The organism is Thermanaerothrix solaris (assembly GCF_032334255.1).
GTDB classification, from domain to species: Bacteria; Chloroflexota; Anaerolineae; order Anaerolineales; family Anaerolineaceae; genus Thermanaerothrix; species Thermanaerothrix solaris.
Map to the genome: position 1 here is coordinate 354,270 of NZ_JAUHMF010000001.1, position 23,579 is coordinate 377,848.

Annotated in this window: 20 protein-coding genes; 15 read left to right on the top strand and 5 right to left on the bottom strand. The window is 47.2% G+C overall.

The annotated features are described in order from the left end of the window. The first annotated feature begins 77 nt into the window (after nucleotides 1-77). The 4 genes from phnD to phnE (QYE77_RS01640) all read left to right on the top strand — a co-directional run bounded on the left by phnD (nucleotide 78) and on the right by phnE (QYE77_RS01640) (nucleotide 4,523). The gene (phnD, locus tag QYE77_RS01625) at nucleotides 78-1,121 is read left to right on the top strand and encodes a phosphate/phosphite/phosphonate ABC transporter substrate-binding protein (protein ID WP_315623598.1); all 1,044 of its coding nucleotides are present in this window, start codon (nucleotides 78-80) and stop codon (nucleotides 1,119-1,121) included. Nucleotides 1,122-1,199: 78 nt separating this feature from the next. Beyond that, nucleotides 1,200-1,961 (top strand): phosphonate ABC transporter ATP-binding protein, encoded by a 762-nt coding sequence (phnC, locus tag QYE77_RS01630; RefSeq protein ID WP_315623599.1) that lies wholly within the window; start codon nucleotides 1,200-1,202, stop codon nucleotides 1,959-1,961. Between the two features lie 20 nt (nucleotides 1,962-1,981). Next, complete coding sequence (gene phnE, locus QYE77_RS01635) at nucleotides 1,982-3,367, top strand: phosphonate ABC transporter, permease protein PhnE (protein ID WP_315623600.1); 1,386 nt, start codon at nucleotides 1,982-1,984, stop codon at nucleotides 3,365-3,367. A gap of 64 nt (nucleotides 3,368-3,431) precedes the next feature. Continuing rightward, a complete protein-coding gene (gene phnE / locus QYE77_RS01640; RefSeq protein WP_315623601.1) occupies nucleotides 3,432-4,523 on the top strand; it encodes a phosphonate ABC transporter, permease protein PhnE in 1,092 nt (363 codons plus the stop codon). Here phnE (QYE77_RS01640) and QYE77_RS01645 read toward each other — a convergent pair. From QYE77_RS01645 to mtnA, 5 genes are all read right to left on the bottom strand, one after another. Continuing rightward, a complete protein-coding gene (locus tag QYE77_RS01645; protein ID WP_315623602.1) occupies nucleotides 4,520-4,783 on the bottom strand; it encodes an alpha/beta hydrolase in 264 nt (87 codons plus the stop codon). The genes phnE (QYE77_RS01640) and QYE77_RS01645 overlap by 4 nt on opposite strands. A gap of 37 nt (nucleotides 4,784-4,820) precedes the next feature. Then, nucleotides 4,821-5,288: an alpha/beta hydrolase gene (locus QYE77_RS01650; RefSeq protein WP_315623603.1), complete on the bottom strand. Its 468-nt coding sequence runs from the start codon at nucleotides 5,286-5,288 to the stop codon at nucleotides 4,821-4,823. Further along, the gene (larAH5, locus tag QYE77_RS01655) at nucleotides 5,275-6,558 is read right to left on the bottom strand and encodes a nickel-dependent malate racemase, LarAH5 family (protein ID WP_315623604.1); all 1,284 of its coding nucleotides are present in this window, start codon (nucleotides 6,556-6,558) and stop codon (nucleotides 5,275-5,277) included. Before larAH5 ends, QYE77_RS01650 begins: the two co-directional genes overlap by 14 nt. A gap of 59 nt (nucleotides 6,559-6,617) precedes the next feature. Next, nucleotides 6,618-7,277, bottom strand: a complete 660-nt coding sequence (locus tag QYE77_RS01660) for an LON peptidase substrate-binding domain-containing protein (RefSeq protein WP_315623605.1) — start codon at nucleotides 7,275-7,277, stop codon at nucleotides 6,618-6,620. Between the two features lie 73 nt (nucleotides 7,278-7,350). After that, entirely contained in the window at nucleotides 7,351-8,430 is a 1,080-nt protein-coding gene (mtnA, locus tag QYE77_RS01665) for an S-methyl-5-thioribose-1-phosphate isomerase (protein ID WP_315623606.1), read from the bottom strand. Nucleotides 8,431-8,662: 232 nt separating this feature from the next. Here mtnA and QYE77_RS01670 point away from each other — a divergent pair, with 232 nt between their 5' ends. From QYE77_RS01670 to QYE77_RS01720, 11 genes are all read left to right on the top strand, one after another. Beyond that, a complete protein-coding gene (locus QYE77_RS01670) occupies nucleotides 8,663-9,784 on the top strand; it encodes a hypothetical protein (RefSeq protein ID WP_315623607.1) in 1,122 nt (373 codons plus the stop codon). Nucleotides 9,785-10,414: 630 nt separating this feature from the next. Continuing rightward, entirely contained in the window at nucleotides 10,415-11,287 is an 873-nt protein-coding gene (locus QYE77_RS01675) for an ABC transporter permease (RefSeq protein ID WP_315623608.1), read from the top strand. Next, nucleotides 11,284-12,648 (top strand): ABC transporter ATP-binding protein, encoded by a 1,365-nt coding sequence (locus QYE77_RS01680; RefSeq protein WP_315623609.1) that lies wholly within the window; start codon nucleotides 11,284-11,286, stop codon nucleotides 12,646-12,648. The genes QYE77_RS01675 and QYE77_RS01680 overlap by 4 nt, the downstream gene beginning before the upstream one ends. Then, on the top strand, nucleotides 12,645-13,616 hold the full coding sequence (locus QYE77_RS01685) for a glycosyltransferase family 2 protein (protein WP_315623610.1): 972 nt from the start codon (nucleotides 12,645-12,647) through the stop codon (nucleotides 13,614-13,616). The genes QYE77_RS01680 and QYE77_RS01685 overlap by 4 nt, the downstream gene beginning before the upstream one ends. 59 nt (nucleotides 13,617-13,675) lie before the next feature. Beyond that, a complete protein-coding gene (locus QYE77_RS01690) occupies nucleotides 13,676-16,207 on the top strand; it encodes an InlB B-repeat-containing protein (RefSeq protein ID WP_315623611.1) in 2,532 nt (843 codons plus the stop codon). A 137-nt stretch (nucleotides 16,208-16,344) separates the two neighbouring features. Then, nucleotides 16,345-18,090, top strand: a complete 1,746-nt coding sequence (locus QYE77_RS01695; protein WP_315623612.1) for an asparagine synthetase B family protein — start codon at nucleotides 16,345-16,347, stop codon at nucleotides 18,088-18,090. A gap of 28 nt (nucleotides 18,091-18,118) precedes the next feature. Next, a complete protein-coding gene (locus QYE77_RS01700; RefSeq protein ID WP_315623613.1) occupies nucleotides 18,119-19,258 on the top strand; it encodes a hypothetical protein in 1,140 nt (379 codons plus the stop codon). 16 nt (nucleotides 19,259-19,274) lie between these two features. Continuing rightward, a complete protein-coding gene (locus QYE77_RS01705) occupies nucleotides 19,275-20,420 on the top strand; it encodes a hypothetical protein (protein WP_315623614.1) in 1,146 nt (381 codons plus the stop codon). Between the two features lie 40 nt (nucleotides 20,421-20,460). Beyond that, a complete protein-coding gene (gene rfbF / locus QYE77_RS01710) occupies nucleotides 20,461-21,234 on the top strand; it encodes a glucose-1-phosphate cytidylyltransferase (protein ID WP_315623615.1) in 774 nt (257 codons plus the stop codon). A 1-nt stretch (nucleotide 21,235) separates the two neighbouring features. Beyond that, a complete protein-coding gene (locus tag QYE77_RS01715) occupies nucleotides 21,236-22,288 on the top strand; it encodes an NAD-dependent epimerase/dehydratase family protein (protein WP_315623616.1) in 1,053 nt (350 codons plus the stop codon). 21 nt (nucleotides 22,289-22,309) lie between these two features. Further along, nucleotides 22,310-23,572 (top strand): class I SAM-dependent methyltransferase, encoded by a 1,263-nt coding sequence (locus tag QYE77_RS01720; protein WP_315623617.1) that lies wholly within the window; start codon nucleotides 22,310-22,312, stop codon nucleotides 23,570-23,572. The last annotated feature ends 7 nt before the right edge of the window (nucleotides 23,573-23,579 follow it).

Here is a 23,579-nt window from a genome sequence, read left to right on the forward strand (position 1 = left end):
TCCCTGATTAAAGTCCACGTTCCGAGAAAACTGCCCGCTTTCTTTTAAACCCCTGTATTCCCCAAAAGGAGGTTTTTATGAAGAGAATCCATGTATCGTATATTGCCCTAGTGGCAATGGTGGCCCTGGCTATGGTATTAGCAGCCTGCCAACCGGCAGCAACTCCAACACCCGAACCAACACAGCCACCGGCACAGGTCGAACAGCCCACGACGCCACCTCAACCCACTCCCACCCCTGAACCTACGGCGGTACCGTTAGGAAGCCCCGAAAATCCACTTATTATGGCTTTGGCCCCTTCAGCAACAGCCCAAGAGTTGATCGCCAGTGGTGAAGCCATTGCTAAACAGCTATCGGATTTGACTGGCTATACCATCAAGACCACGGTTCCGAATTCATATGGTGCACTGGTGGAAGCCATGGGCGCAGGTAACGCGCACATTGGTTGGCTGCCCCCATTTGCATACGTTGTTGCGCACCAGAAGGGTTATGCAGATGTGGGATTGATCACTCTTCGCTTTGGTGCTGACCACTACGGCTCTCAATTCATTGCTCACGTAGATAGTGGATTTACCCCCTACTTCGATCCCCAGACCAACCAAAATACGGCTGATGCGGCGACAGCATTGGCTCAATTTGAAGGCAAGAAACCCTGCTGGACTGATCCACTTTCATCCTCAGGGTATGTAATCCCGGTTGGTTATCTGAACAAATATGGGATTAAGACCCAGGCGGCGGCCTTTGTTCAGGGCCATCCAACGGTTGTGCGCGCGCTTTATGCCAAGGGCATCTGCGATTTTGGTGCAACCTTCATTGACGCTCGTACTTCCTCTGCCTTGCAGAAGGATATCCCTGATGTTATGGATAAAATTGTGGTCATTTGGCGCACAGACCCGATCATCCCAAATGATAATGTGTCTTACGCTGCCACTGTCCCGGAGGAAATGCGCGCCAAATTGAACGAGGCATTCTTGAAAATTGCAGAAACTGAGGAAGGCAAAGCTGCTTTGAAGGCAGTATACCAAATCGAGGGGCTTAAGGTTGTGGACGACACCTTCTATGATGAATTCCGCGTTTACCTTGAGGCCTCTGGAGTAGATATCACCAGCCTGGTGAAATAAGCCAGTCAAGACTTGGTTTGGGGGTGGGAGATCATTTTCTCCCACCCCCAACGTGATTTTTATCTGAGAGGTAAATCCGTGTTGCGTGTTGAGCACTTGACTAAGGTTTATCCTAACGGCACTGTGGCGTTACGGGATGTAAGTTTTGAGGTGCCCGATGGTGAATTCTTGGTAGTCATCGGTTTATCGGGCTCAGGTAAATCCACTCTTCTTCGCTGCATTAACCGGTTAATCGAACCAACTTCTGGAAAAATATATTGGGACGGGGTTGATATTACCAGCGCCTCACCCAGTGAAATGCGCCGAATCCGACGCCAAATTGGAATGATCTTTCAGCAGTTCAACCTGGTTAAACGATCCAGTGTGCTGACGAATGTGTTAAGTGGACGTTTGGGGTATGCCAATCCGTGGTTATCCCTCTTGGGGATATGGCCATTTGAAGATCGCCAGAAAGCCTTTCAGGCCTTGGAACGTGTTGGAATTGCGGATAAGGCTCACCAAAGGGCTGATACTTTGTCTGGTGGACAGCAACAACGGGTAGGAATCGCTCGAGCGCTAATGCAGGATCCGCGACTATTGCTTGCCGACGAGCCAGTTGCCAGTTTGGATCCTGTCTTAGCCCATAGTATTTTGCAATATCTGGAGCAGTTAAATAAAGAGGGGGTTACTGTCATCTGTAGCCTGCATTTTTTAGATCTGGTCCATCGGTATGCAACCCGCGTTATAGGGTTAAAAGATGGGGTAAAGGTATTCGATGGACTGCCTAGTGAGATTGACCGGGCTCGTTTTAAGGAGATTTACGGTGAAGAAGCCCAGGAAGTACGGGCTGCCAGTTTGTAACCATAATCTTGAAGGGCTCTATGGACAAGGTAGAACGACGGTTAAATAAAGTCGTGGCGGCACTGCTGTCCTTATTGCTTCCGGGTTTAGGGCAAGCCTTACAAAAAGATTGGAAGCGAGGATTAAGCATTTTCTTGGCCATTGCGACTGCGTTGGTGACTGTTCTTTGGTATGGAAAAAACGAGTGGTTTATCCTGATCGTGCTTTTATGGGGATGGAACATCTGGGACGCCATAACATTGCCCCGTGGGGCGCCAGTTTCCCTGGCGGTTTTGTTTTGGTTGGCAATGGCTTACGGTATAGGTTGGCAAGTTACCCAGGTCAATCCTTTGGCATTATTGGCTAATGCTGAACGGGCTCAGTCCATTATCCGGCCCATGCTCCAGCCGGACTTTTTAACCGAGCGCAAGGAAAAGCACGAAGGATGGGTTGAAGTACTGGTGCCCTGTTCACCCAATCCCCCGAAAGCTGAAAAGACGGTGGGAGATATTACCGTTCGCGTCCAACCTGATTGCGGAAATTTGAATGAAACGTTGATTGTAACTGCAGAAGGATTGTGGCCAAATGCTCCCACTGAAATCACCTGGATGACTCCAATTGGTGATGTGAAGTTGCTCGGACCAGGCAACAACCAGATGCTGGTTGTACAGAGTGATGAAACCGGTCATCTAAGTGCGGTTATTCAGGTGCCCGGAAGTGCGCTGGCGGCTGCTCCTGATCCAACTTTGCCTTTACCTCACCGGGTTTATCTCACTCAAACCCGGCCGATAGGGGGAATGACACTTTCAACGAATGGTCAGTATGTCATTCGAGGCATATATGAAACTTTGGCTTTAGCGTTGCTTTCAACCGTCTTAGGGGCAATTCTGGCAATTCCCTTTGGGTTTCTTGCTGCGCGTAATTTAATGAGCGGACATCCTGTTTTGATGGGGATTTATGTTATTGTACGCACTGTCTTAAATGTTGTTCGCTCAATAGAATCGCTGATCTTAGCCATTATCTTTGTGATTATTGTTGGGTTAGGACCATTCCCGGGGATGCTTGCCTTGGCGCTTCATACCACTGCCGCACTGGGAAAATTATATTCGGAAGTGATCGAGGCGATAGATCCGGGCCCCATAGAAGCGATTCGTGCCACAGGGGCAAATCCCTTACAGGTCATTCGTTATGCTGTTATTCCCCAGATAATCCCTCCCTTTACGGCGCTTACCATTTATCGCTGGGATATCAATGTCCGGTCTTCGACGATTATAGGTTTTGTGGGGGGAGGTGGTATTGGATTTTTCCTTTACCAATGGATCCTCATTGGGGATTTTAGGGCGGTGAGCGCGTCGTTTATTGCCATCGCTGCGGTGGTGATGGTCTTAGATTTCTTTAGCGCCAAACTTCGCGAGCGGTTAATCTAAGATGAATGATACTAGAAACCTGTCACCATTAATCCGTCTATTTATTCAAGGATTCGTAGCCATAATGATTGGCCTTGCGCTTTATGCAAGCGTTGAGGTGACTCAACCTGATTTCGTCAAGTTGGTAACGGCAGCCCCTAAAGCCAGACAAGTTTTAAGTCAATTGCTCAGGCCCGACCTTTTTACCCGAGAATCGGAAGTGACAACTTATGGTGTTGCCTTGCCAGTACCTTGTGGAAGCGCACCGGAAGGAGAGTTCGTATCTTCGGGTCCGCGATTAGAGGTGGAACCACGGTGTGCGGAAGAACGAGAAACCGTGGTAGTGCGCGGAAAAGAACTGGGCAAAGAAGTCCAAGTTACCCTGCGGTGGCGCTTGCCTGATGGAAATACCCTGGGAATTCAACGTTTGACCACGGATACAGAAGGGAATTTTGAGACCAAGGTTCAGGTGCGCCCGATTGTGGCGACAAAAGAAGGTAAACCCGCTGCGCTTGAGGCTGAGGTGGTGTTGCCGGGTGGGCGTCTTGTGCCTTCCCAAGCACTTAAGGATGTTGTAGATGCCATGTTTGTTACTATTTTCATGGCTCTGTTAGCGACGACCTTGGGAACCGTTCTGGCTATTCCACTTAGTTTTCTGGCTGCTTCAAATATAACGCGCCGTGGACGAGTTGGTAGTCTGATTTATTATTTAGTGCGTACCTTGCTTAATCTTATCCGATCCTATGAGCCCTTGGTTATGGCGACCATTTTCGCGCTCATTGTAGGCTTTGGAAGCCCCTTTGCTGGTATTTTAGCCCTTGTCATCGTGACCACGGCATCGTTGGGCAAGATGTTTTCAGAATCGATTGAAAGTATTGACCCTGGACCAATTGAGGCGATTACGGCAACAGGTGCAAATAAGGCTCAGGTGATCTGGTATGGTGTCGTCCCTCAAATCTTGCCCGATTTTCTTTCCTTCACAATTTATCACTGGGATATCAATGTGCGTATTTCTACCATTATCGGATTTGTAGGCGGCGGTGGCATTGGCGATTATCTTTCAAAGCGTACCAATGCCTTTGAATATAGCAAGGCGGGGACCGCCTTACTTGCGATCATCATTGTCGTATGGGCGTTAGACTTTTTGAGCGCTCAGGTGCGTAAAAAATTGGTTTAGGCGCTGTGCTGGTGAATAAATTCCAGAGACAGATTTGCCACCTGTTCAAAGTCGTGATCAATCATGACACAATGCCGTGAGTTTTCTAACCACACTAAGTGTTTTTGAGCAGAACCCAGGGCTTGAAATAGGTGTTCGGCGCCCATCGGATCTATGGTTTTATCCTGTCGCCCTTGAAAAATAAGAACAGGCTGAGTGATAGCAGGCGCATGCTTGCGGGCTAATTGTTGCAATTTCAGTAACTGGCTTGCTGCTCGCAAGGGGACCACTCCATATCCTTGCCAAGGGTAGGGTTCTTCATTTTGATCCTTGGTGTACGTTTTGGGAAAAATCTGCACAAATAATGATAACCAGCGCGCGCCAAAGGCCCGGAACGCGATAGGCTGGTGCATAAAGCAAAACACCCTGAATATTTGGGAATTGATAGGCAAGTAACAAGGCAAGTAAGCCACCCATTGATTCACCGCCAACAAACACAATTCGACAGGCTTTACGCAGAGATTGGAGAGTCGTGGCGGCGCTATCGAACCAATCTTTCCAATGGGTACGATTGGTCTCAATGGGATTTGTTCCATGACCCGGTAATAATGGCGCAGCAACGGTGAGGCCGTTTTGGTTTAGGAAGCGAGCCAGGGGTTGGACCTCAACCGTTGTGGCGGTAAACCCATGAATCAGTAAAACGCCTGTCTCGCCACCCGGCCAGAAAAATGACTTTCCATTGAGGTGAGGGTTGATGATCCAGGGTGATGAGTTATGGAGTTTCATTCCGCAATGAATCTTTCAAAGGTAAGGTGTGCGTTGCATAGGGCAAAATGGCCACCCTGGGTGAATGCTCTATTTTATTATAGGCAATATTCAGAGCCGTTGGTAAATCGGGGGCGTACAAAAGTAGGCATTTTTCAACTAAGTTTTGAGGCATTTGGGAAACCAAGATGATGGGATTGCGTGCCACCTGACGGGCAATTTGGAAGGCCTTATGGGGCCCTAGTCGAAAACCCATCCGTTCAAATTTCGCCAAGGCCTCTTGATAATTCGATACCCCATCTAAAAAGGCCTCAAATTCCGGGTGACCACTACCTTCTGGGCAAGCAGCGCAAAGGATAATCACGCCACCCGGGCGGGCGAACATGGTTGAATGGGTAAGCGCTTTTTGGGCCTGGTAAAGGTTAATATCTTTAGGATAACCGCCCGCGGAGGCAATTACCAGGTCATAATCTGTGGCAGTGTTGACCATGTAAACATCTTGGACTAGAGGTATTGCAGTTAACATGACGCGATAGGGCTCGCCAGCCAGGACGTGCACGATTTGCTTTTCTTCATTTAGAATGGTGTTTAAAGCAAGATGGATACCCATCATGCGACCGATTTCTTCGACATCCTGGCGCATTGGGTTCTCGCCAAAGATGCCTGCTTGGGTGTTGGGATAGGTGAGCATTTGGTGATTATAGGTAATCGTTTCATATCCCGCTAGGCCGATGGCAGCGGTTTTGGCGCCGCCGGAATAACCCATAAAGTGATGCGGCTCAATATTACCTAACACAATGCGTAATTCCGCCATATAAAATAAACGGTTCACATAAACGGGCGTGCCGCGGCTGGTGCGGCCCAAGTAAACCAAGGCGTTAATATCGGTAGCATTATGGTTGAAAATACGATAGTTTTTTAGGATTTCGGCAGGGATAAATTCCTTCAACGTAGTAGCGTCTACAGGTTTATGGGTGCCAGTCGCAATAAGAATGGTGATTTGATCGGGATTAATCCCAATCCGGTTGAGATGCCCTAAGAGAGGTGGGAGGAGGATGTTGAGAGGAAGTGGTCGAGTTGGATCATTGATGGCAATCGCTACTGACGCAGGACGGGGAATAGATTCTAACGGGGGATGACCAATTGGATTGGACAAGGCTTCAATAACGGCTTGTTCCGGAGCCGGATGTGGTTTTTGTGACCGAGGAAGAATCAAATCAACCGATTGACCTGGGGGTAACGTTAGGGTCAATTCGGTTTTACCAAAGGGTAATTTCCATTGAGACGTCACGGTTGCCCTGTACCAAGATCGGAAATGTGCTAAAAGATGCTAGAGATTGTATCATCAAACTAGTTTAGTCGTGACACGTGTTCGGTCTGGTGTTCAGCCAAAGTGACCAGATGCCGTAATAGTACGACTTCCCGCCGATACAACCGGGTCACCTTTTTTAGGAGATGAGCGCTACTCTCGGATTCGAGCAAGTCTTGTTTTTCAATCAATGGAATATGGAGTAACGATGCGGCAAAATAAAGTAAGGGCAAGGGATCGGTGGGGAGGCTGAGAGGTTTAAATTCTATTCTTTCGCCAACCGTATACGTGAGTGTTTTCAAATATGCCTCAATCCAAGGCAATAAACCCCGGATGCCGCGAGATACACTTAGGGTTTGAGGATCTTCTATTGGCATCATTTCAACCCAGGCGTTTAGGAAGGGTCCACTTTGATCTAACTTTAAGATACGGAACCTTTCTTCACCTATAGCTAATAAGTTCATACGCCCGTCAGGAAGGTGTTCAATATTTGCGATCGTGGCAGCACATCCTATGTTGTGGGGTTCAGGCAGCGGACCCATAGCCTCAACGCCTCGCTTTATGAGTGCAACCCCGAACAAACCGCTGGTATGTATCACCTCGTTCATCATTCTTCGATAACGCGGTTCGAATATGTGAAGAGGTAAAGGGGTGCCGGGAAATAATACGGTCTTGAGTGGAAAAATTGGAAGGTAAATCATGGATTAAAATTTTACGCCCCAGACGTATGCTTGGGGCGTAAATTTATAAGGTATATACCATGATGATTTTTCTCTAGTCTTGCTCAGTAATGGTTGTTCGCCATTGTTGGGCTAATTCAACCAGAGAAGGTAGACTTTCATCATAAGGCGGATAGGCGACGCCTGCTTCTGTAATAATTGCGGTGATGTAGCTGGCAGGAGTCACGTCAAATGCGGGGTTGTAAGCCGATGCGTTCTCGGGAGCAATGCGGAAGCCTTCAATTGTGGTAATCTCGTCTTCGGTGCGTTCTTCAATAGGGATAGCCTCACCATTGGGAAGGGAAAGATCAATGGTTGAGGTAGGTGCAGCGACATAAAACGGTATTCCATGAGCGTGGGCAGCGATTGCCAGGTTATAAGTGCCAATCTTATTCGCAGTATCGCCGTTTCGGGCAACTCGATCACAACCAACAACCACCGCGTCTACCTTTCGGGTGCGCATGATAAAACCCGAGGCGCCATCTACGATGATTTGAAATGGAATTCCTAATTGTTGTAATTCCCATGCTGTCAAACGTGCGCCTTGTAAGCGGGGGCGTGTCTCATCAACGTAAACGAAGACTTCGTGCCCGTGTTCATGGGCCGTGCGGATTATCCCTAAAGCCGTGCCGTAATCCACCGTTGCGAGGGCTCCGGTATTGCAGTGGTGAATAAAGGTCACTTTATGGGGCAAAAGAGGCAAGGCATTAAGGCCGATTTGGCGGTTTGTGCGAACATCTTCTTCTGCAATCCGGTGAGCTTCCCGCAGGACAATTTGAAAAATTTCCTCTGTATCAGCAGTTGGATTGATCTTTATTCGGTCTAGAATGCGGTCCACTGCCCAGGCCAGATTTACGGCGGTAGGACGGGAGGCTTTCAAGAGGTCTGCGGCCTGCTCCAGAAAATGACGCAATTTTTGCGTGGATAAAACACGATTTTGTAAAGCAGCCAGAGCCATGCCATAGGCTGCGGCAGACCCAATCGCAGGAGCGCCTCGCACGGTCATGTTGCGAATTGCCTCGGCAACCTCCTCAACGCGAGTTAAGGTGAGGTACCTAACATTATGAGGTAGAACCCGCTGATCGAGTAAAACGAGGGAATTGTCACGCCATTCGAGGGAGCGGTAAGTTGTCATGTTCTGTTCTCCTGTGCGAACTGCGCCAATTATAGCCTACTTGCAATCAATAGGGTCGGCGTAATATTCGCCCGAAAATTTGTTTGACAGTATGATTTGTTTACTATATGCTTATCGAGGAGATTCTCTTTCTTTATTCTATCTTGGCTGTTACAATAGCGAGCACCTAAGGGGGAAAGGTTGCTTTCTGTTGTTCAGTGGAATTACCCATCACAACTCTGAGGAGGTTCTCATGAACGGCAAGCGTTTCTGGTGGGGGCTTGTGCCCGTATTGATGGTGCTCGCTTTTTTAGGGGGTTTTTTCGTGCGTGCTTCGGCGCGCGGAGCGTTTCAAGAACCGCCCCCGGTGACATTCACTTATCAAGGGCGGTTACAAGAGGGAGGACAACCGGCGCAAGGTTATTATGATCTGCGCTTTCGCCTTTATGATGCCGAAGAGAATGGGGTCTTAAAAGCAGAGTTACTTCGTGAAAATGTGGCTATAAACCAGGGGCAATTTAACATCGCGCTTACTTTTTCCTCAAGCGTAATGAGCGGTGAGCCCGGATATCTCGAAGTCGCAGTACGACCAGCGGAGAGCGAGGATGAAAGTGATTTTACAATCCTATCCCCTCGCCAGGCATTGACCCGTGTGCCTTATGCCTGGCAGGCCGATATCGCCGTGAGGGCAGAGAGTGCAACCTCTGCCGATCACGCAGAATCGGTGCCATGGAGTGGGATTAGTGGAGTGCCCAGTGGGTTGCAAGATGGTGACGACAATACGACTTATACAGCAGGCAGTGGATTGATTCTAAATGGAACAACTTTCGAATTGAACCCGGGAGAATTGGATGCGCGCTATTGGGGTTTGGGAGGAAATGCTATTGGTTCAGGCCAGGTCCATTTGGGGAGCACTGATAACCAACCCTGGGATTTGATTGTAAATGAAAAACCGGCCATCACGTTGCGTAGCGATAGTGAGTACAACCCCATTGTGCAATTTAATCAGGATGCTGGTGAGAATAAAACCATTGAAATTGGCGAACGTTATCGAGACAATGGTATTGTGGCATGGGGACAGGTTTGGGACGGTGATATGGGAATAGATTTAACCGGCGATTTTGGGATACAGTCGGTTTCCCGTGATGATTCCAATTTTTATTACCACGTCATTTTGGACGTAAACGCAACATCGGATTCGGTTTTTGCCGTTACGGTTACGCCAATTTATGACCCCACAATGGCTTTAATAGCCAATGTGAGCCAAGTTACGGTCAACGATGATAACCATCCTGAATTTGATGTTTATCTTTCCAATGGAAATAGCCTAATTACTGGTTTTTGTGGGTTTAATTTCATTGTTACCGGACGTTAGGAGGGAAGGATGAAAACGCACTACATCCTTTTGGGCTTGGTCTTGGCCTGCTTGGGTTTGGGGTTAATTGTTAGTGAGGTGAGATCCGATGCCCAATCATGGTCCCTGATATCTCAATGGGTTAGTGGAAGTGGAACTCTGACGAGCGGTGATTTGAGGATAATGTTTACCACTGGTGAAATGGTTAACTCTTTCCCGCTCCGTGGCGAAGGTTATACTCTGGAAAGCGGTTTTCCCTTTGAGGTTAGTGGCTGTCAATATTTTCTTTTCTTACCATTAGTTAGTCATTAACATTGCCAATATTAATGCAGTAGTCGCGAAGCGCCGGATATTACCGGCGCTTCTTTTAAGCCTTTCTTTAAAAATTCAAAAGATTTCTTTCTAAATCCTAAGTAACCAGAAGGAATTAATTCTTTATGATGAGGTTGTATCTTTTGCTATTTTTGGGTCGCGCGCTCCTTTTAGCCAGTTTAGAACGCTTGGTTATTGTTTATATCAAGCAATCTAGGCGAAAAAACAAAAACTTCTCCCTTTCGAGCGTTTCTTCAATGTCGAAAGGGCGGAGCATGCCAAATTCCTTCCCCCTGTGTATTTTCGATCCTCATTTTGGGAGCCCAAATTAGAACCCCAATGAAAACTGCCTCAATACGGTTACCAGAATCACCCCCCTCATTAGAAAATGGGGAGATTGAACATGTTCATATAGAACCTTATCATGGGCGTGTTCCACTTAATCTTAAGGAATTCTGGCGCTATCGGGAATTGCTGTATTTTCTGGTCTGGCGAGATATCAAGGTGCGCTATAAGCAAACGCTTTTAGGCGCGGCATGGGCTATCGTTCAGCCTTTCTTTACTATGGTGGTGTTTTCAATCTTTTTTGGGCGGATGGCCCAAATGGCCTCAAATGGTTATCCTTATCCGATTTTCAGTTACACAGCCTTGCTCCCCTGGACATATTTTTCGGGGGCACTTTCTTTAGCCGCCAATAGCCTGGTGGGCAGTGGGGGATTAATCACTAAGGTGTACTTTCCGCGCCTAATTGTTCCGGTATCGAGTGTGCTTTCAGGTCTAGTAGATTTTGCGTTTGCCTTTCTGGTTTTGATCGGAATGATGATTTTTTATGGTTATGCGCCTACAATTTACACCATCCTCTTGCCATTGTTCTTGTTGTTGGCACTGACGACCGCGCTAGGGGTGGGGCTATGGTTAGCAGCGCTAAATGTCAAATATCGTGATGTGCGCTATTTAATCCCTTTTTTGACCCAGTTTTGGCTTTTCGCGACCCCAGTAGTTTACCCCAGCAGTCTCTTAGGCGAGCCCTGGCGCACCTTTTATGGATTGAATCCTATGGTAGGCGTCGTTGAGGGATTCCGTTGGGCGTTGCTGGGAGATAAACCGCCGGGGTTGATGATCCTGGTCTCGGCGATTGTTTCGATCGTCTTATTAGTCAGTGGCGTCATATATTTTCGTCGCACTGAAGACACCTTTGCGGATCTGATATGACCTCAGGACGTCAACGGCATATTTCGATTCAGGTGGAAAACCTGGGAAAACTTTATCGCATTGGTCAAGGGGCTCAGGCTTCATATCAGACGTTGCGCGACCAAATTTCGCGTTTTGCAGCCCAACCACTGCGCTGGTTGCGTTTTTCAAAAGACTCAAATGGGATTCGGCGGAATGAAGAGGCGTTTCATATTTGGGCGCTGCGGGGTGTTTCCTTTGAGGTTCGTCAAGGTGAAGTGGTCGGTATTATCGGTCGTAATGGAGCCGGCAAGAGTACCCTGCTCAAAATTCTGACCCGTATTACAGTTCCAACGGAGGGGCGTGTGGATTTATGGGGTCGTATTGGCTCGTTGTTGGAAGTGGGTACCGGTTTCCATAAGGAACTTACCGGCCGAGAAAATGTGTATCTCAACGGTGCAATTTTGGGAATGAAAAAAGCCGAAATTGATCAAAAGTTTGATGAGATTGTGGCTTTCTCTGAGGTTGAGCGCTTCATTGACACGCCAGTTAAGTATTATTCGAGTGGTATGGCAATGCGTCTGGCGTTCGCCGTAGCAGCGCATTTAGATCCCGAAATTTTATTGGTGGATGAGGTTTTGGCAGTTGGCGATGCAGCGTTCCAAAAAAAGTGCCTGGATAAGATGGAAGAAGTGGGGCGTGCTGGTCGAACAATTTTATTTGTCTCTCATCATATGCCCTCAATTGTACGCCTTTGCGAACGGGCCATTTGGTTGCAAGATGGTCAAATTTACCGTGAAGGTCCGGCCCATCAACTCGTGAGCGAATATTTGACCGAAGCATTAGGTACGACCCCCTCTCGTGAATGGCCTGATTTTTATAGTGCACCAGGCGATGAGGTAGTGCGTTTATTGGCGATTCGTATTCGAAATAACCGGGGTGAGGTAACCGATACATTTGACATACGAGAGCCGGTGGGGATTGAAATGGAATACGTTGTTCTGGAAGGGGGTTACACCTTGCATGCCGGGTTTAGTTTGCACAACGATGAAGGTCAATGGCTATTTGCTTCACTCGATACCGATACCGAGTGGGATGGTAAACCACGGCAACCAGGGCGCTACCGTAGTTTGGCCTGGATACCAGGTAATTTCTTAGCCGAAGGGACAATGATCGTAGGACCTTCCATTCGTACTGAGGATCCGGAAATCCTACATCTCTATGAACCGGATGCGGTGGCTTTTCAAGTGACTGAACGCCCAGGGTTAGGGCCAAGCAGTCGTATGGGGTTTGTGGGGCATTTTCCGGGGATCATTCGCCCCTATCTTCAATGGGAAACCCGATTGACAGATCCCAACCCTTGGAATGGTCGTTCAAGTTTCCAAACAGGCCCCTTTCGATGAGCACATTGACGCCGTTAGTTTCGATCGGCCTGCCGGTCTTCAATGGCGAAGCCTATTTAGAGCAAGCCATAGAGTCTATCCTTGATCAGACCTGGGGTAACTTTGAATTGATTATTAGCGACAATGCATCCTTGGATCGAACTGGCGAGATATGCCAAGCCTACATGGAACGTGATCAGCGGATACGTTATGTACGCAATCCGGAAAATCGTGGCGCAGCGTTCAATTACAACCAGACGGTGGCATTAGCGCAAGGGCAATTTTTTAAGTGGGCGGCAGCGGATGATTGGATTGCGCCTACGTTCCTCGAGTCCTGCCTGGCCCCTCTTCGATCTGATCATACTGTAGTTCTGGCCTATCCCCTTACCCAAATTGTTGATGAGAACGGGCAGCCTTTAGGCCTTTATGAAGACGAGTTGAATTTGACCCAGAGTGATCCGGCAGAGCGATTTTGCCGCTTTCTGGATCGTTTCCGTCGTAAGGATAAATGTAACGCGGTATTTGGGCTGATTCGTTTGGAGCCATTGCGTAGAACACGTCTCATTGATCGGTTTACGTCGTCGGACATTACATTATTGGGGGAGTTGGCTTTATTGGGAAAGATGGTGGAAATTTCCCAGGTGCTTTTTTATCGTCGCGATCACCCGGGTTCTAGTGTACGAGCGTTGAAGCCTACAGAAAGGGCCGCCTGGTTTGATCCTGCCGTGAAAAAATCGCGTCGTTACGTGCAATGGCGATTATGGGGCGAGTTTATGCGTTCTTTGTGGCAATTGCCGTTGCCGTTGGAAACGCGAATTAGGGGGACAAGCGGAGTAGTTCAGTGGGGAATGTGGCGACGTAAGTTGTTAGCACTAGAGGCCCGTTCTTGGATGTGGAATAGCGTTCGAGTATTTCCGCGACCTATCTATTTACTATTGCGTTGGATTTGGCATTGGAGACGAGTTGCATCACATAGGAAATCTTTTTAGTAACGTGACTTCTCAGCCCAGGCAGGTTGGGTCCCAATACGATTTTTCAGGAGGAAAAAATGAATAAGAAGGCGCAAGCGATGGCAAAAGCAGGAAAGATGCTATTACTAGTAAGCCTTTTATTTAGCCTTTTTTGGTTTTCACCCCAATCTCAAGTTACTGCTGAGGCGGAGGGACCCAATATAGATGTCTGGTACGGTGATGTTCAGTATTTTGGTGACCCGGGTTTGCCGGGGCGACAGATTTATATCCTGGGAAACGTTAGCGATTCAGATGGGGTGAAAAGTTTAGCATTTTCTCTAAATAATGGGGCTTTCGAGTTGCTCCAATTGGGACCGTTTCCCGTCTCCCCTCATGGCCCTCGCTTATTGTATGGCGCGGGTGATTTTGCTGTTGAGTTATTCGACGGAGAACTCAGGGAGGGGATAAATACGTTGGTACTTAGAGCAATAGATAATTCTGAAAATACAACCGAAAGGACTGTGCTTATTAACTACACACACAATAAAAAGTGGCCGTTGCCAACGACGACGACGTGGGGAGTAGATAGCGGCACATGGCAAAAACAAGCGCAAGTATTAACCGGAAAATGGGATTTTGCGGCGGGTAGCGTTAGAACAAACCAGGTAGGCTATGACCGAATGATTGCCATTGGAGATATGGGATGGCGGGATTATGAAGTTCGGGTGGATGTGACTATAAACGATGTAGACGATGCCCAGGGATTTAACGAACCAAGTAATGGCCCTGGGGTGGGGTTACTTTTACGCTGGACGGGCCACACCGATGAGCCCTATTCTGATGTGGGGAGTCATTGCTATCCAGAGGGCGGGCTTGTTGCACCCAAATGTGGGTACTTGCCCTATGGTGCGATTGGGTGGTTGCGGTGGCAGGACCCAGATGATTTATCAGATGTAAATTTGCAGTTACTCATTAACAACCCCTTGATTCCAAACGAGACGCCCTTTAGCCTAGGAAGCACTATAACTTTCACATATAAAATGCGAGTTGAAACATTGAATGATGGTCGTCCCAAATATTCGCTGAAAGTCTGGAGGGCTGAAAATCCCGAACCATCAAGTTGGAGTCTAGTAGGAGAGGGAAAGGTGGGGGATCCCATCTCGGGTTCAGTGGTGTTATTGGCCCATCATGTGGATGCTACCTTTAGCGATGTTACGGTGACTCCATTGGAACTTGATCTACCGGCTTCTAGTGCTCAGTCTGACGATTTCAACATGTGTTCTTTGGATACAACACGGTGGACGTTGATTAATCCTGTGGGAGATGGTAACCAGGGTATTGGGGAACCCTATACTAATGATGCTCACCTGTTCCTATCGTTGCCCGCAAGTGTTGAGCATGACATGAATGCACGCGATGATAGCGGTGGAAATAAAACCATGCGCATCGTGCAGATGATCAACGATACTGATTTTATCTTCGAAGCCAAATTTGATAGTTCAGTCCAATCTTCGTCTTCAAACATAAGGCCCTTCCAAGGAATGATGGTAGAAGAGAATGCTAGCCCGGCTAAGCGCTGGATTCGGGCTGATTTTTACAGTCAGGGAAATGGCACGAGATTATACGTCGCGACCTACGAAGGTGCTCTCAATGTTCGTTCAGGAAGCGAAGAAGGGAAGTTGGTTTGGTTTGATGCCCCGGTTATTGAAGGGAACCCAACACCGCTCTATTTACGCATGGAACGGTATGGCAGCCGTTGGATAATTTCGATAAAGGGGCCTTCTGATCCTGATTGGCAAACAGTGGTCAACGTGCCATTTTTGGTGCAGGCAGCACGGGTGGGGTTATATGCAGGAAATGCCTATGGGAGTAATTCTCCAGAATTTGCGGCCAAGATTGACTATTTCCAGAATTTGGCCAGCCCAATATCAGATGAAGACGCTCTGAGAAATACCTTGACAATCAACGTCAATCCAACTGGTGGGGGTACCGTTATCAAAGCGCCGGATTTAGGGGAATACAATTGTGGACAAACCGTAGGGCTGGTAGCAAATGCTAACCCAGGCCATACGTTTGCAAATTGGAGCGGTGATTTAAATGGCACGAATCCATCTGGGTCGGTTGTAATGAATGGGCCAAAGGTGATTTCGGCTAATTTCAGCTCTATCCCTTATACCCTTACAGTAAATGTAATAGGAAATGGCACGGTAACCAAGAACCCAGACAAGGCGACTTATGTTTACGGGGATGAAGTGACTCTTACGGCATTGCCTCAAGCAGGGTGGAGTTTTAGCGGATGGAGCGGTGGGGCAAGCGGTTCGGCCGGTTCCACCACAGTTACCATTACCGGCAACACCACCGTTGGGGCAACTTTTACCCAAGATCAGTACACCTTGACGGTAAATGTTATTGGCGGTGGCACGGTAACCAAGAGCCCGGACAAAGCGACTTATACCTATGGGGAAGCGGTGACGTTAACGGCCAATCCGCAATCCACTTGGACTTTTGTGGGTTGGAGTGGGGGGCTATCGGGTTTGAGTAACCCGGTTACTCTTACCATGTCCGGTAATACCACCATTCAGGCTACTTTCTCAACGAATCGCGTCTTTATCCCCCTAGTGCTTCGCTAATCTGAGCGGTCAAGGGGTGAGAGGGATACATTGATAACTTCTCACCCCAAACAGAGATATTAATAGGTGTATTCATGCCTGGCCTTTTTGGTATTTTGAGTAATCAGAGACCCATTACATTTGCTGATCTTCTTCCTATGGCAAATGCCCTTAAGCCCGCTATTCCGGGCATTTCTGAGGCCTGGTTGGATGATTCGGGACGGTTGGGGTGGGGACGTGAGGTGTTGGCTTACATTCTTCCCAATGGCCAGCCACTTCGGGTAGGTAAAGAGACGTGGCTTATGGCAGATGGAGAGACGGCGGATTGTCGTGATCCTCAACGAGCGAATGAATTTTTAGCGAAGACCTATCATGAGGGTGGATGTGAAGCGCTAGGACACCTCAATGGCGGTGTGTGTGCAGCGGTTTGGGAAAGGGACGTACAGCGCCTTTCTCTGGTTACCGATTTTTTGGGGCTACGGCCTTTATTCTATCTCCAGCAGCCAGGGCGATTGGCATTTGCCAGTGAAATCAAAGCCCTTTTGGCTTTGGGATGGATCCAACCTTCCATCAATGAGGAGGCCTTAGCGGAGTGGTTGGCCTTTGAAGTCTTAGATGGTGACCGCACCCTTTTTAAAGATATCAAACGCTTGCCTCCGGGTTCGGTATTGATATGGGAAGGGGAGCAAACCAAAGTTTACCCATACGTTCATCTTGGTTATAGCGAGGAGTTATCGAGATGGTCGGAGTCTCAATGGGTTGAGGCTTTTATTGAGACGTTGGGTCAAAGCCTGCAACGGCGTTTGGTCAATCCTCAAGGATATGTTTTACCCCTTAGTGGTGGATTAGATTCGCGTCTGCTGCTGGGGCTGGTTTCCACAAGACTTCAGCAGGTATTGCCTTTAGTTACTTATGGCGAACCATCGAGCCGAGATGTTAAGCGGGCTAAAGAGATGGGAAAAACTCTTGGCTATCCCCATCAAATTTTGTTTCTGGATGAAGAATATCCCAAGAAATTTGCCAGGGCTTGCATAGAGCGTTCGGAGGGGTACCTGAACGTTGTTGACTCGCATGGTTGGACGCTCAATAGCCTGCCTTCTTCCTGCCAAGTACTTGTTCTGGGAAATGGTGCCGATTTATTTCTGAATACTGCCGATGCGAGTTACTCCTCGGAAGTTCGAGCGATTTCGGACCCTTTTGAGGCCTATATAGCCTATATCAATGATTTATTTAAGTTTTCTGAGTGGCTACATTGGTTTACCCCAGGGTTTGTCAATCGTTATCGTGATTTACCAAGACAACGCATAGAAGAAGAAGTGGCGCAAACACCGGGGGCCTCGTTGTCTCTAAAATTGGATACACATCGTCTTTTTTTCTATGAAGTGGATTACATCCTGCATGGACTTAGCGTCGTTCGCCCTCGGTTTGAATATACCGAACCATATCTGGATCGCGATTTGGTGATGCTTATGCTCTCGTTACCCCCAAACCTGAGGGCAAAGCGCTACTTAGAGAAAAAAGCACTGAGTCATGTGAACCCACAATTGGCACGGATTAAGGGTGGCCCTATGAGTCAACCCAGTTCCTTGGAGGTCCTATACGACCGCCTTGAGCGAAGGTTAAAGTGGGGGTTCCGGCGATTGAATGTCTTAAGGGATGCCCACTTAGAACCGCCATCCTCCACTTTCTCAAATATGCATCATCTATTGCGATTAAAACCCAATCGTCAGTGGGTTGAGGATACATTACTGAAGTCTCCATTCCTGGAGCGTGGCTGGTTTCGTCCTCAGGCGGTTCGGCAGGCGATTGATGAGCACATGCAAGGGATACGAAACCATACGCGACATTTAGGAGCGATGATAACAATTGAGATGGTAGCGCAACGTTTTGTGGATAAGGGATAAGAGACTGTGTCATTTTAAGAGTTGATTGATGGAGATATCGATTTTTTCCGCTCAACGCACAGGGTTAAAGGGATGGGAAAGTATTATTTTGTTCCCTTATCGTTTAACATCTTCTTGGCGCCATCGAATGGATAGGTCTCTAAAGAAAATTCTTACACGGTTGATTCAAATAGCTTTTGATACACCACCCAACTTGGTTCGCAATATGTTTTTTTCGACCCTAATCCATCTTTGGCAGTGGAGTCACTTTATTCTTCGTCAACTTGAATTAGATGTGCACCTATACCAAGGCAGATGTACCATTGATGGCAGTAATTTTGTCTTATTGTACGCTGGGGATAAGTTGCGTTTGCGATATCTGAAAGATCGTTTGTTTGATGGCGAGGTCCAATGGGTTAATCACTGGCGAATCCCGGTATGGCGACTCAGGGCTCTAAAACAAAATATACATGAGAACGTGGATTTGGTCATTTTTGAAGTCTCAGAAGTATTAAGATGGTTTGTTAGAGGTGGTTCTTGTTTAGAGTCTCCCGATAGTGTGCAGATGGTGTTTTGCCTGAGTGCTCAGCAGGATGAAACACAGATCATTGAGCGCATGAAATCACAAAAAGAAGCGTTTCGGCGATTTCGGAAAGCCGGCTTTACGATGGTAGAGGGAGACAATGTTCGTGATTTTGACTTTTTTTATGATCGAATGCATGTTCCTTATATAAAAGGGAGACACGGGGAATATGCAGATATAGGTGGTCGGGAGGTCATGCGCCAACTTTCCAAACATTCACGCCTAAGATTTGTATGTCTACCGGATGGAACTAAAGTAGCCGGTTCTCTTTCCATGCTTAGGGGAAACGTTTACCATAGCTTATTTATGGGCGTTTTAGATGGAGATTGGGATATCGTGAAAAGTGGTGCTGTAGCGTTTATTTATTATCAAGAAATCCTTGAAGCGTATCGTCTTGGAGCTCGGTTATTTGATGGTGGGGAAGTTATGCCGTTTGAAGGAGATGGTGTTTTTCAACATAAACGGTTGTGGGGCTTTGAGCCCATTGAAAACCCCTGGCATACGAATTGCCTTTTTTTCTGTATCCCAAATGGGTCTGTAACCACCCAAAAATGGCTATCAACTTATAAGCCCATTACTAATGCTTCAATAATGTATAGCTATTGATATAAGGAGATAATCAGTGGTAGAGAAAGCTGAAGATGAACCCCTTTATCCATATAAGGTATTAGACAAATTTATTCTTCTGCCTTATCATGCGGTTTCCGTTTGGCGTTATCGCATTTATCGCCTCTTGAAGGGTTGGTTAACCCAATGGATCGAAAGAGCATTTGATTCACCAGTTGGATATTTGAGGAATCTCTCTTTGTTTTTAGGTGTATTCCTATGGCGTTTTGTACACTTTGTCTTGAGGGGGCTGGAATTGGACATAATTCATGTAGAAGGGATTGAGAAAGTTAGTGGAGAAAAGCTTTCTTTGGTTTATGTCGGGGACAAATCTCTATTCCGGCAGATAATTTATCGAATTCTGAACAAAAACATTGTTATTAAGTACACGGGAAGAGTTCCACTATGGCGATTAAGCGATTTGGAACGGAGAATTCATAGTCGAGTTGATCTCGTGTTTCTGGAACTACCCAGGCTTCTATCTCACTCAATCCATGAGGGTACGATTATTGAAAATTCAGGGAACGTTTTAATGGTGATGCCGATTAGAAGAAAAGGAAAGTGGGAAACCATTCATCGTGAACTTATTAAAAAGCAACGCTTGAACATCAAACGCTTTAATGAAGCGGGGTTCCGGTTGGTTAAGGGAGATTCACAAAAGGATTTTGATTTTTATTACGATCGAATGTATTTGCCTATGGTGAAGAACCGCCATGCTCTGTATGCAGATATTCCACCACGTGAGTCGTTTAGGCAACTGGTTAAGAAGTGCGAACTGTGGTATGTCAAGGATCCCGAAGGAAAACGCGTAGCTGCCATGGTATGGTTTGATGGTGGTGAAGTTAAACATGGATTGTCATTCGGCGTTTTAGATGGGGATTTTAGATATGAAGAACAAGGAGCCTTAGCTTGTATTTATTACCATGAGATTCGAATGGCGTTTGAGCAAAATGCTCGCTTACTCGATGGTACTCAGGCGCCTCCCTTTGAAAACGATGGGCTTTACCAACATAAACATCGTTGGGGGTTTGAGCCAATTGAAGATCCGTGGAACCCTAACAAACTGCTTATTTGGGTACCCAATGGCTCATCATCTGTTGCCATGGGCTGGCTGGAGAGAATGCGTCCGATCCAATCTGTTCCCTCTGCCTATGACTACTGATTCTCTTGGTTAGAGTTGGAAGAAAGAAACGGAGGCAATTATGAAAGTTGCTATTTTAGCCGGTGGTTTTGGTTCTCGTCTGGCTGAAGAGACCGAAATTCGTCCCAAACCGATGGTCGAAATTGGGGGGCGCCCAATCCTTTGGCATATTATGCGTTATTATTCGGCATTTGGATTCAATCACTTTGTTATAGCCCTAGGTTATAAGGGAGAAATGATCAAGCGTTACTTTGCGGATTATTGCATGACCACCACGAATATGACGGTGGACTTTCGCACCAATCAAGTCATACCACACGATGGCCCTAGGCCGGATTGGGTTGTAGAACTCGTTGATACAGGTTTGAAAACACAAACCGGGGGGCGAATTAAACGCCTAGCCCCTTATTTGGGTGGTGAAACCTTTATGTTAACCTGGGGAGATGGGCTCTCAGATGTCAATTTAAATGACCTATTGGCATTTCACCGCGCTCATGGGAGACTGGCCACCCTGACAGCGGTGCGTCCCCCAGCGCGTTATGGGTATATGCATTTTGTAGGCGATCAGGTTGTGGAGTTCATGGAGAAACCTCAATTAATGGAGGGGTGGATCAACGGCGCCTTTTTTGTCCTAGAGCCCGGCATTTTTGACTATATCGAGGGTGACGAGACGGTTTGGGAACGAGAACCTATGGAACGATTGGCGCGAGATGGTCAATTGATGGCCTATAAGCATGCTTCGTTTTGGCAGTGCATGGATACACTGCGGGAAAAACACTTACTTGAAACAATCTGGCAGTCAGGTCAAGCCCCTTGGAAAATATGGGAGGAATGAGATGCGAGTATTAGTGACCGGACATCACGGCTATATTGGTTCGGTGTTAGTCCCCATGCTTCTTGAACGTGGTCATGACGTTGTGGGGCTAGATAGTGATTTGTTTGAAGGAAGCCGTTTTGGGGATCAACCCGTGGTAGTAGTCCCATCCATCACCAAAGATATTCGGGATGTAACCTTACAGGATTTGGAAGGATTTGATGCCATCTTGCATTTGGCGGGGTTATCCAATGACCCATTGGGTGATTTGAATCCCGAGTTGACCTATGAAATAAATTATCAAGCCTCGGTTCGACTTGCGCAATTGGCAAAACAGGTTGGAGTCCGACGATTTATTTTTTCATCATCGTGCAGCAATTACGGGGCTGGAGGTGACGATTTCTTAACCGAAGATTCGCCTTTTAATCCTGTAACCCCCTATGGGCGATCCAAAGTATTGGTTGAGCAAGATGTTAGTCGGCTAGCTGATGCAACCTTTTGCCCGGTCTTTTTACGTAATGCTACGGCTTATGGGGTTTCGCCATTTTTACGGTTTGATCTAGTTTTAAATAACCTTGTTGCATGGGCAGTAACGACAAGTCGGGTTTACCTTAAAAGCGATGGCACCCCTTGGCGGCCGATTGTCCATATTGAAGATATTTCTCAAGCTTTTTGCGTGGTTTTGGAAGCCCCTGATGAGAAAATACATAATCAGGCTTTCAATGTGGGACGTACGGAAGAGAATTACCGCATCCGTGAATTGGCAGAGATTGTTGCAGAAACGATACCTGGAACACGGATCGAATATGCTCCTGATGCTGGCCCCGATAAGCGCAATTATCGAGTAGATTGTTCCAAGATACAGCGCGCACTACCTGAATTTAAGCCTAAGTGGGATGTGCGTCGCGGTGCGCAGGAATTGTTTACCGCTTATCAACACGTTGGTATTCGGGTTGAGGATTTTGAAGGACCGCGTTTTAAACGCATTGCGCATATCAAGGAACTCTTGGCGCAGGGAAAAATTGATCCGAATTTACGCTGGGTTACTAAAGTTGATGCCCCAATTGCATTTTAGTTTAGAACAGGAAAACGTCCCATGACATCATCTCTTGCTAAAGAAACTTGGGTTTCACTTTATCGTACTGAAACAGTGTGTCGGTCATGTGGCTCTCCCCATTTGTTACCCATCGTTCGTTTCGGTGATACCCCACTTGCGGATCGCCTTATTAAGCCGGAAACCTTGGGAGAGCCTGAGCCTTTTGCACCACTGAATTTGGTTTTTTGTTCGGAGTGCGCTCTGGTTCAAATTGATGTCACTGTAGACCCCGACGTGTTGTTTGCACGGGATTACCCTTATTTCTCATCCGTTTCACCGACATTGCTCCGGCACTCTCGTGAAAATGCTCTGGAATTGATTGAGCGTCGCACCCTGGGGGCGCAAAGCCTAGTCATAGAGCCAGCCAGCAACGATGGGTATATGTTACGCAATTTTGTGGAAAGGGGCATCCCTGTCCTGGGTATAGACCCGGCACCTGGGCCAGCTCAAGCTGCTCTTGCGGCAGGAATCCCAACCCTAAATACATTTTTCACTCTAACTCTTGCCCAGGATTTGGCGAGAAGAGGTCAATTTGCTGACGTGGTGATTGCCAATAATGTGCTAGCACACGTCGCTGATCTAAACGGTTTCGTTGAGGGGATAGCCATTATTCTGAAGGACAATGGCGTTGCGGTGATGGAAATGCCCTATGTGGTGGATCTCATTACGAAGAATGAGTTTGATACCATCTATCACCAACATCTTTGCTATTTCTCGGTCACTTCCTTAGATCGTCTTTTCCGGCGGCATGGGCTTTTCTTGAATGATATAAGCCATCTTTCCATTCATGGCGGGTCACTTCGTTTGTATGTGGAGAAACAAGAACGAGTTCAGCCCGCAGTACGAGAGTTGCTTAGGGAAGAGGCCGAGACGGCTTCAAAATATGAATATTATCAGGCATTTGCTGAACGCATTGCCACGATTCGGACTCAATTAACGAGCTTGCTTCAAGGATTGAAATCATCCGGAATGCAGATAGCGGCTTATGGGGCCGCAGCCAAAGCCACTACTTTACTTGCATATTGTCAGATTGATGCTAATTTGATCCCCTGGATTGCGGATTTGAATCCCTATAAGCACGGTCGTTTAATGGGAGGAAATCACATTCCTATTGTTCCAACGAGCCGACTGTTGGAGGAAATGCCAGATTATGTTTTGCTACTGGTATGGAACTTTGCGGAAGAGGTGTTTCGCCAACAAAACGAATACCGTCAACAGGGTGGGAAATTCATTGTTCCAATCCCTGAAGTTCGAATAGTTTAAGGATGAG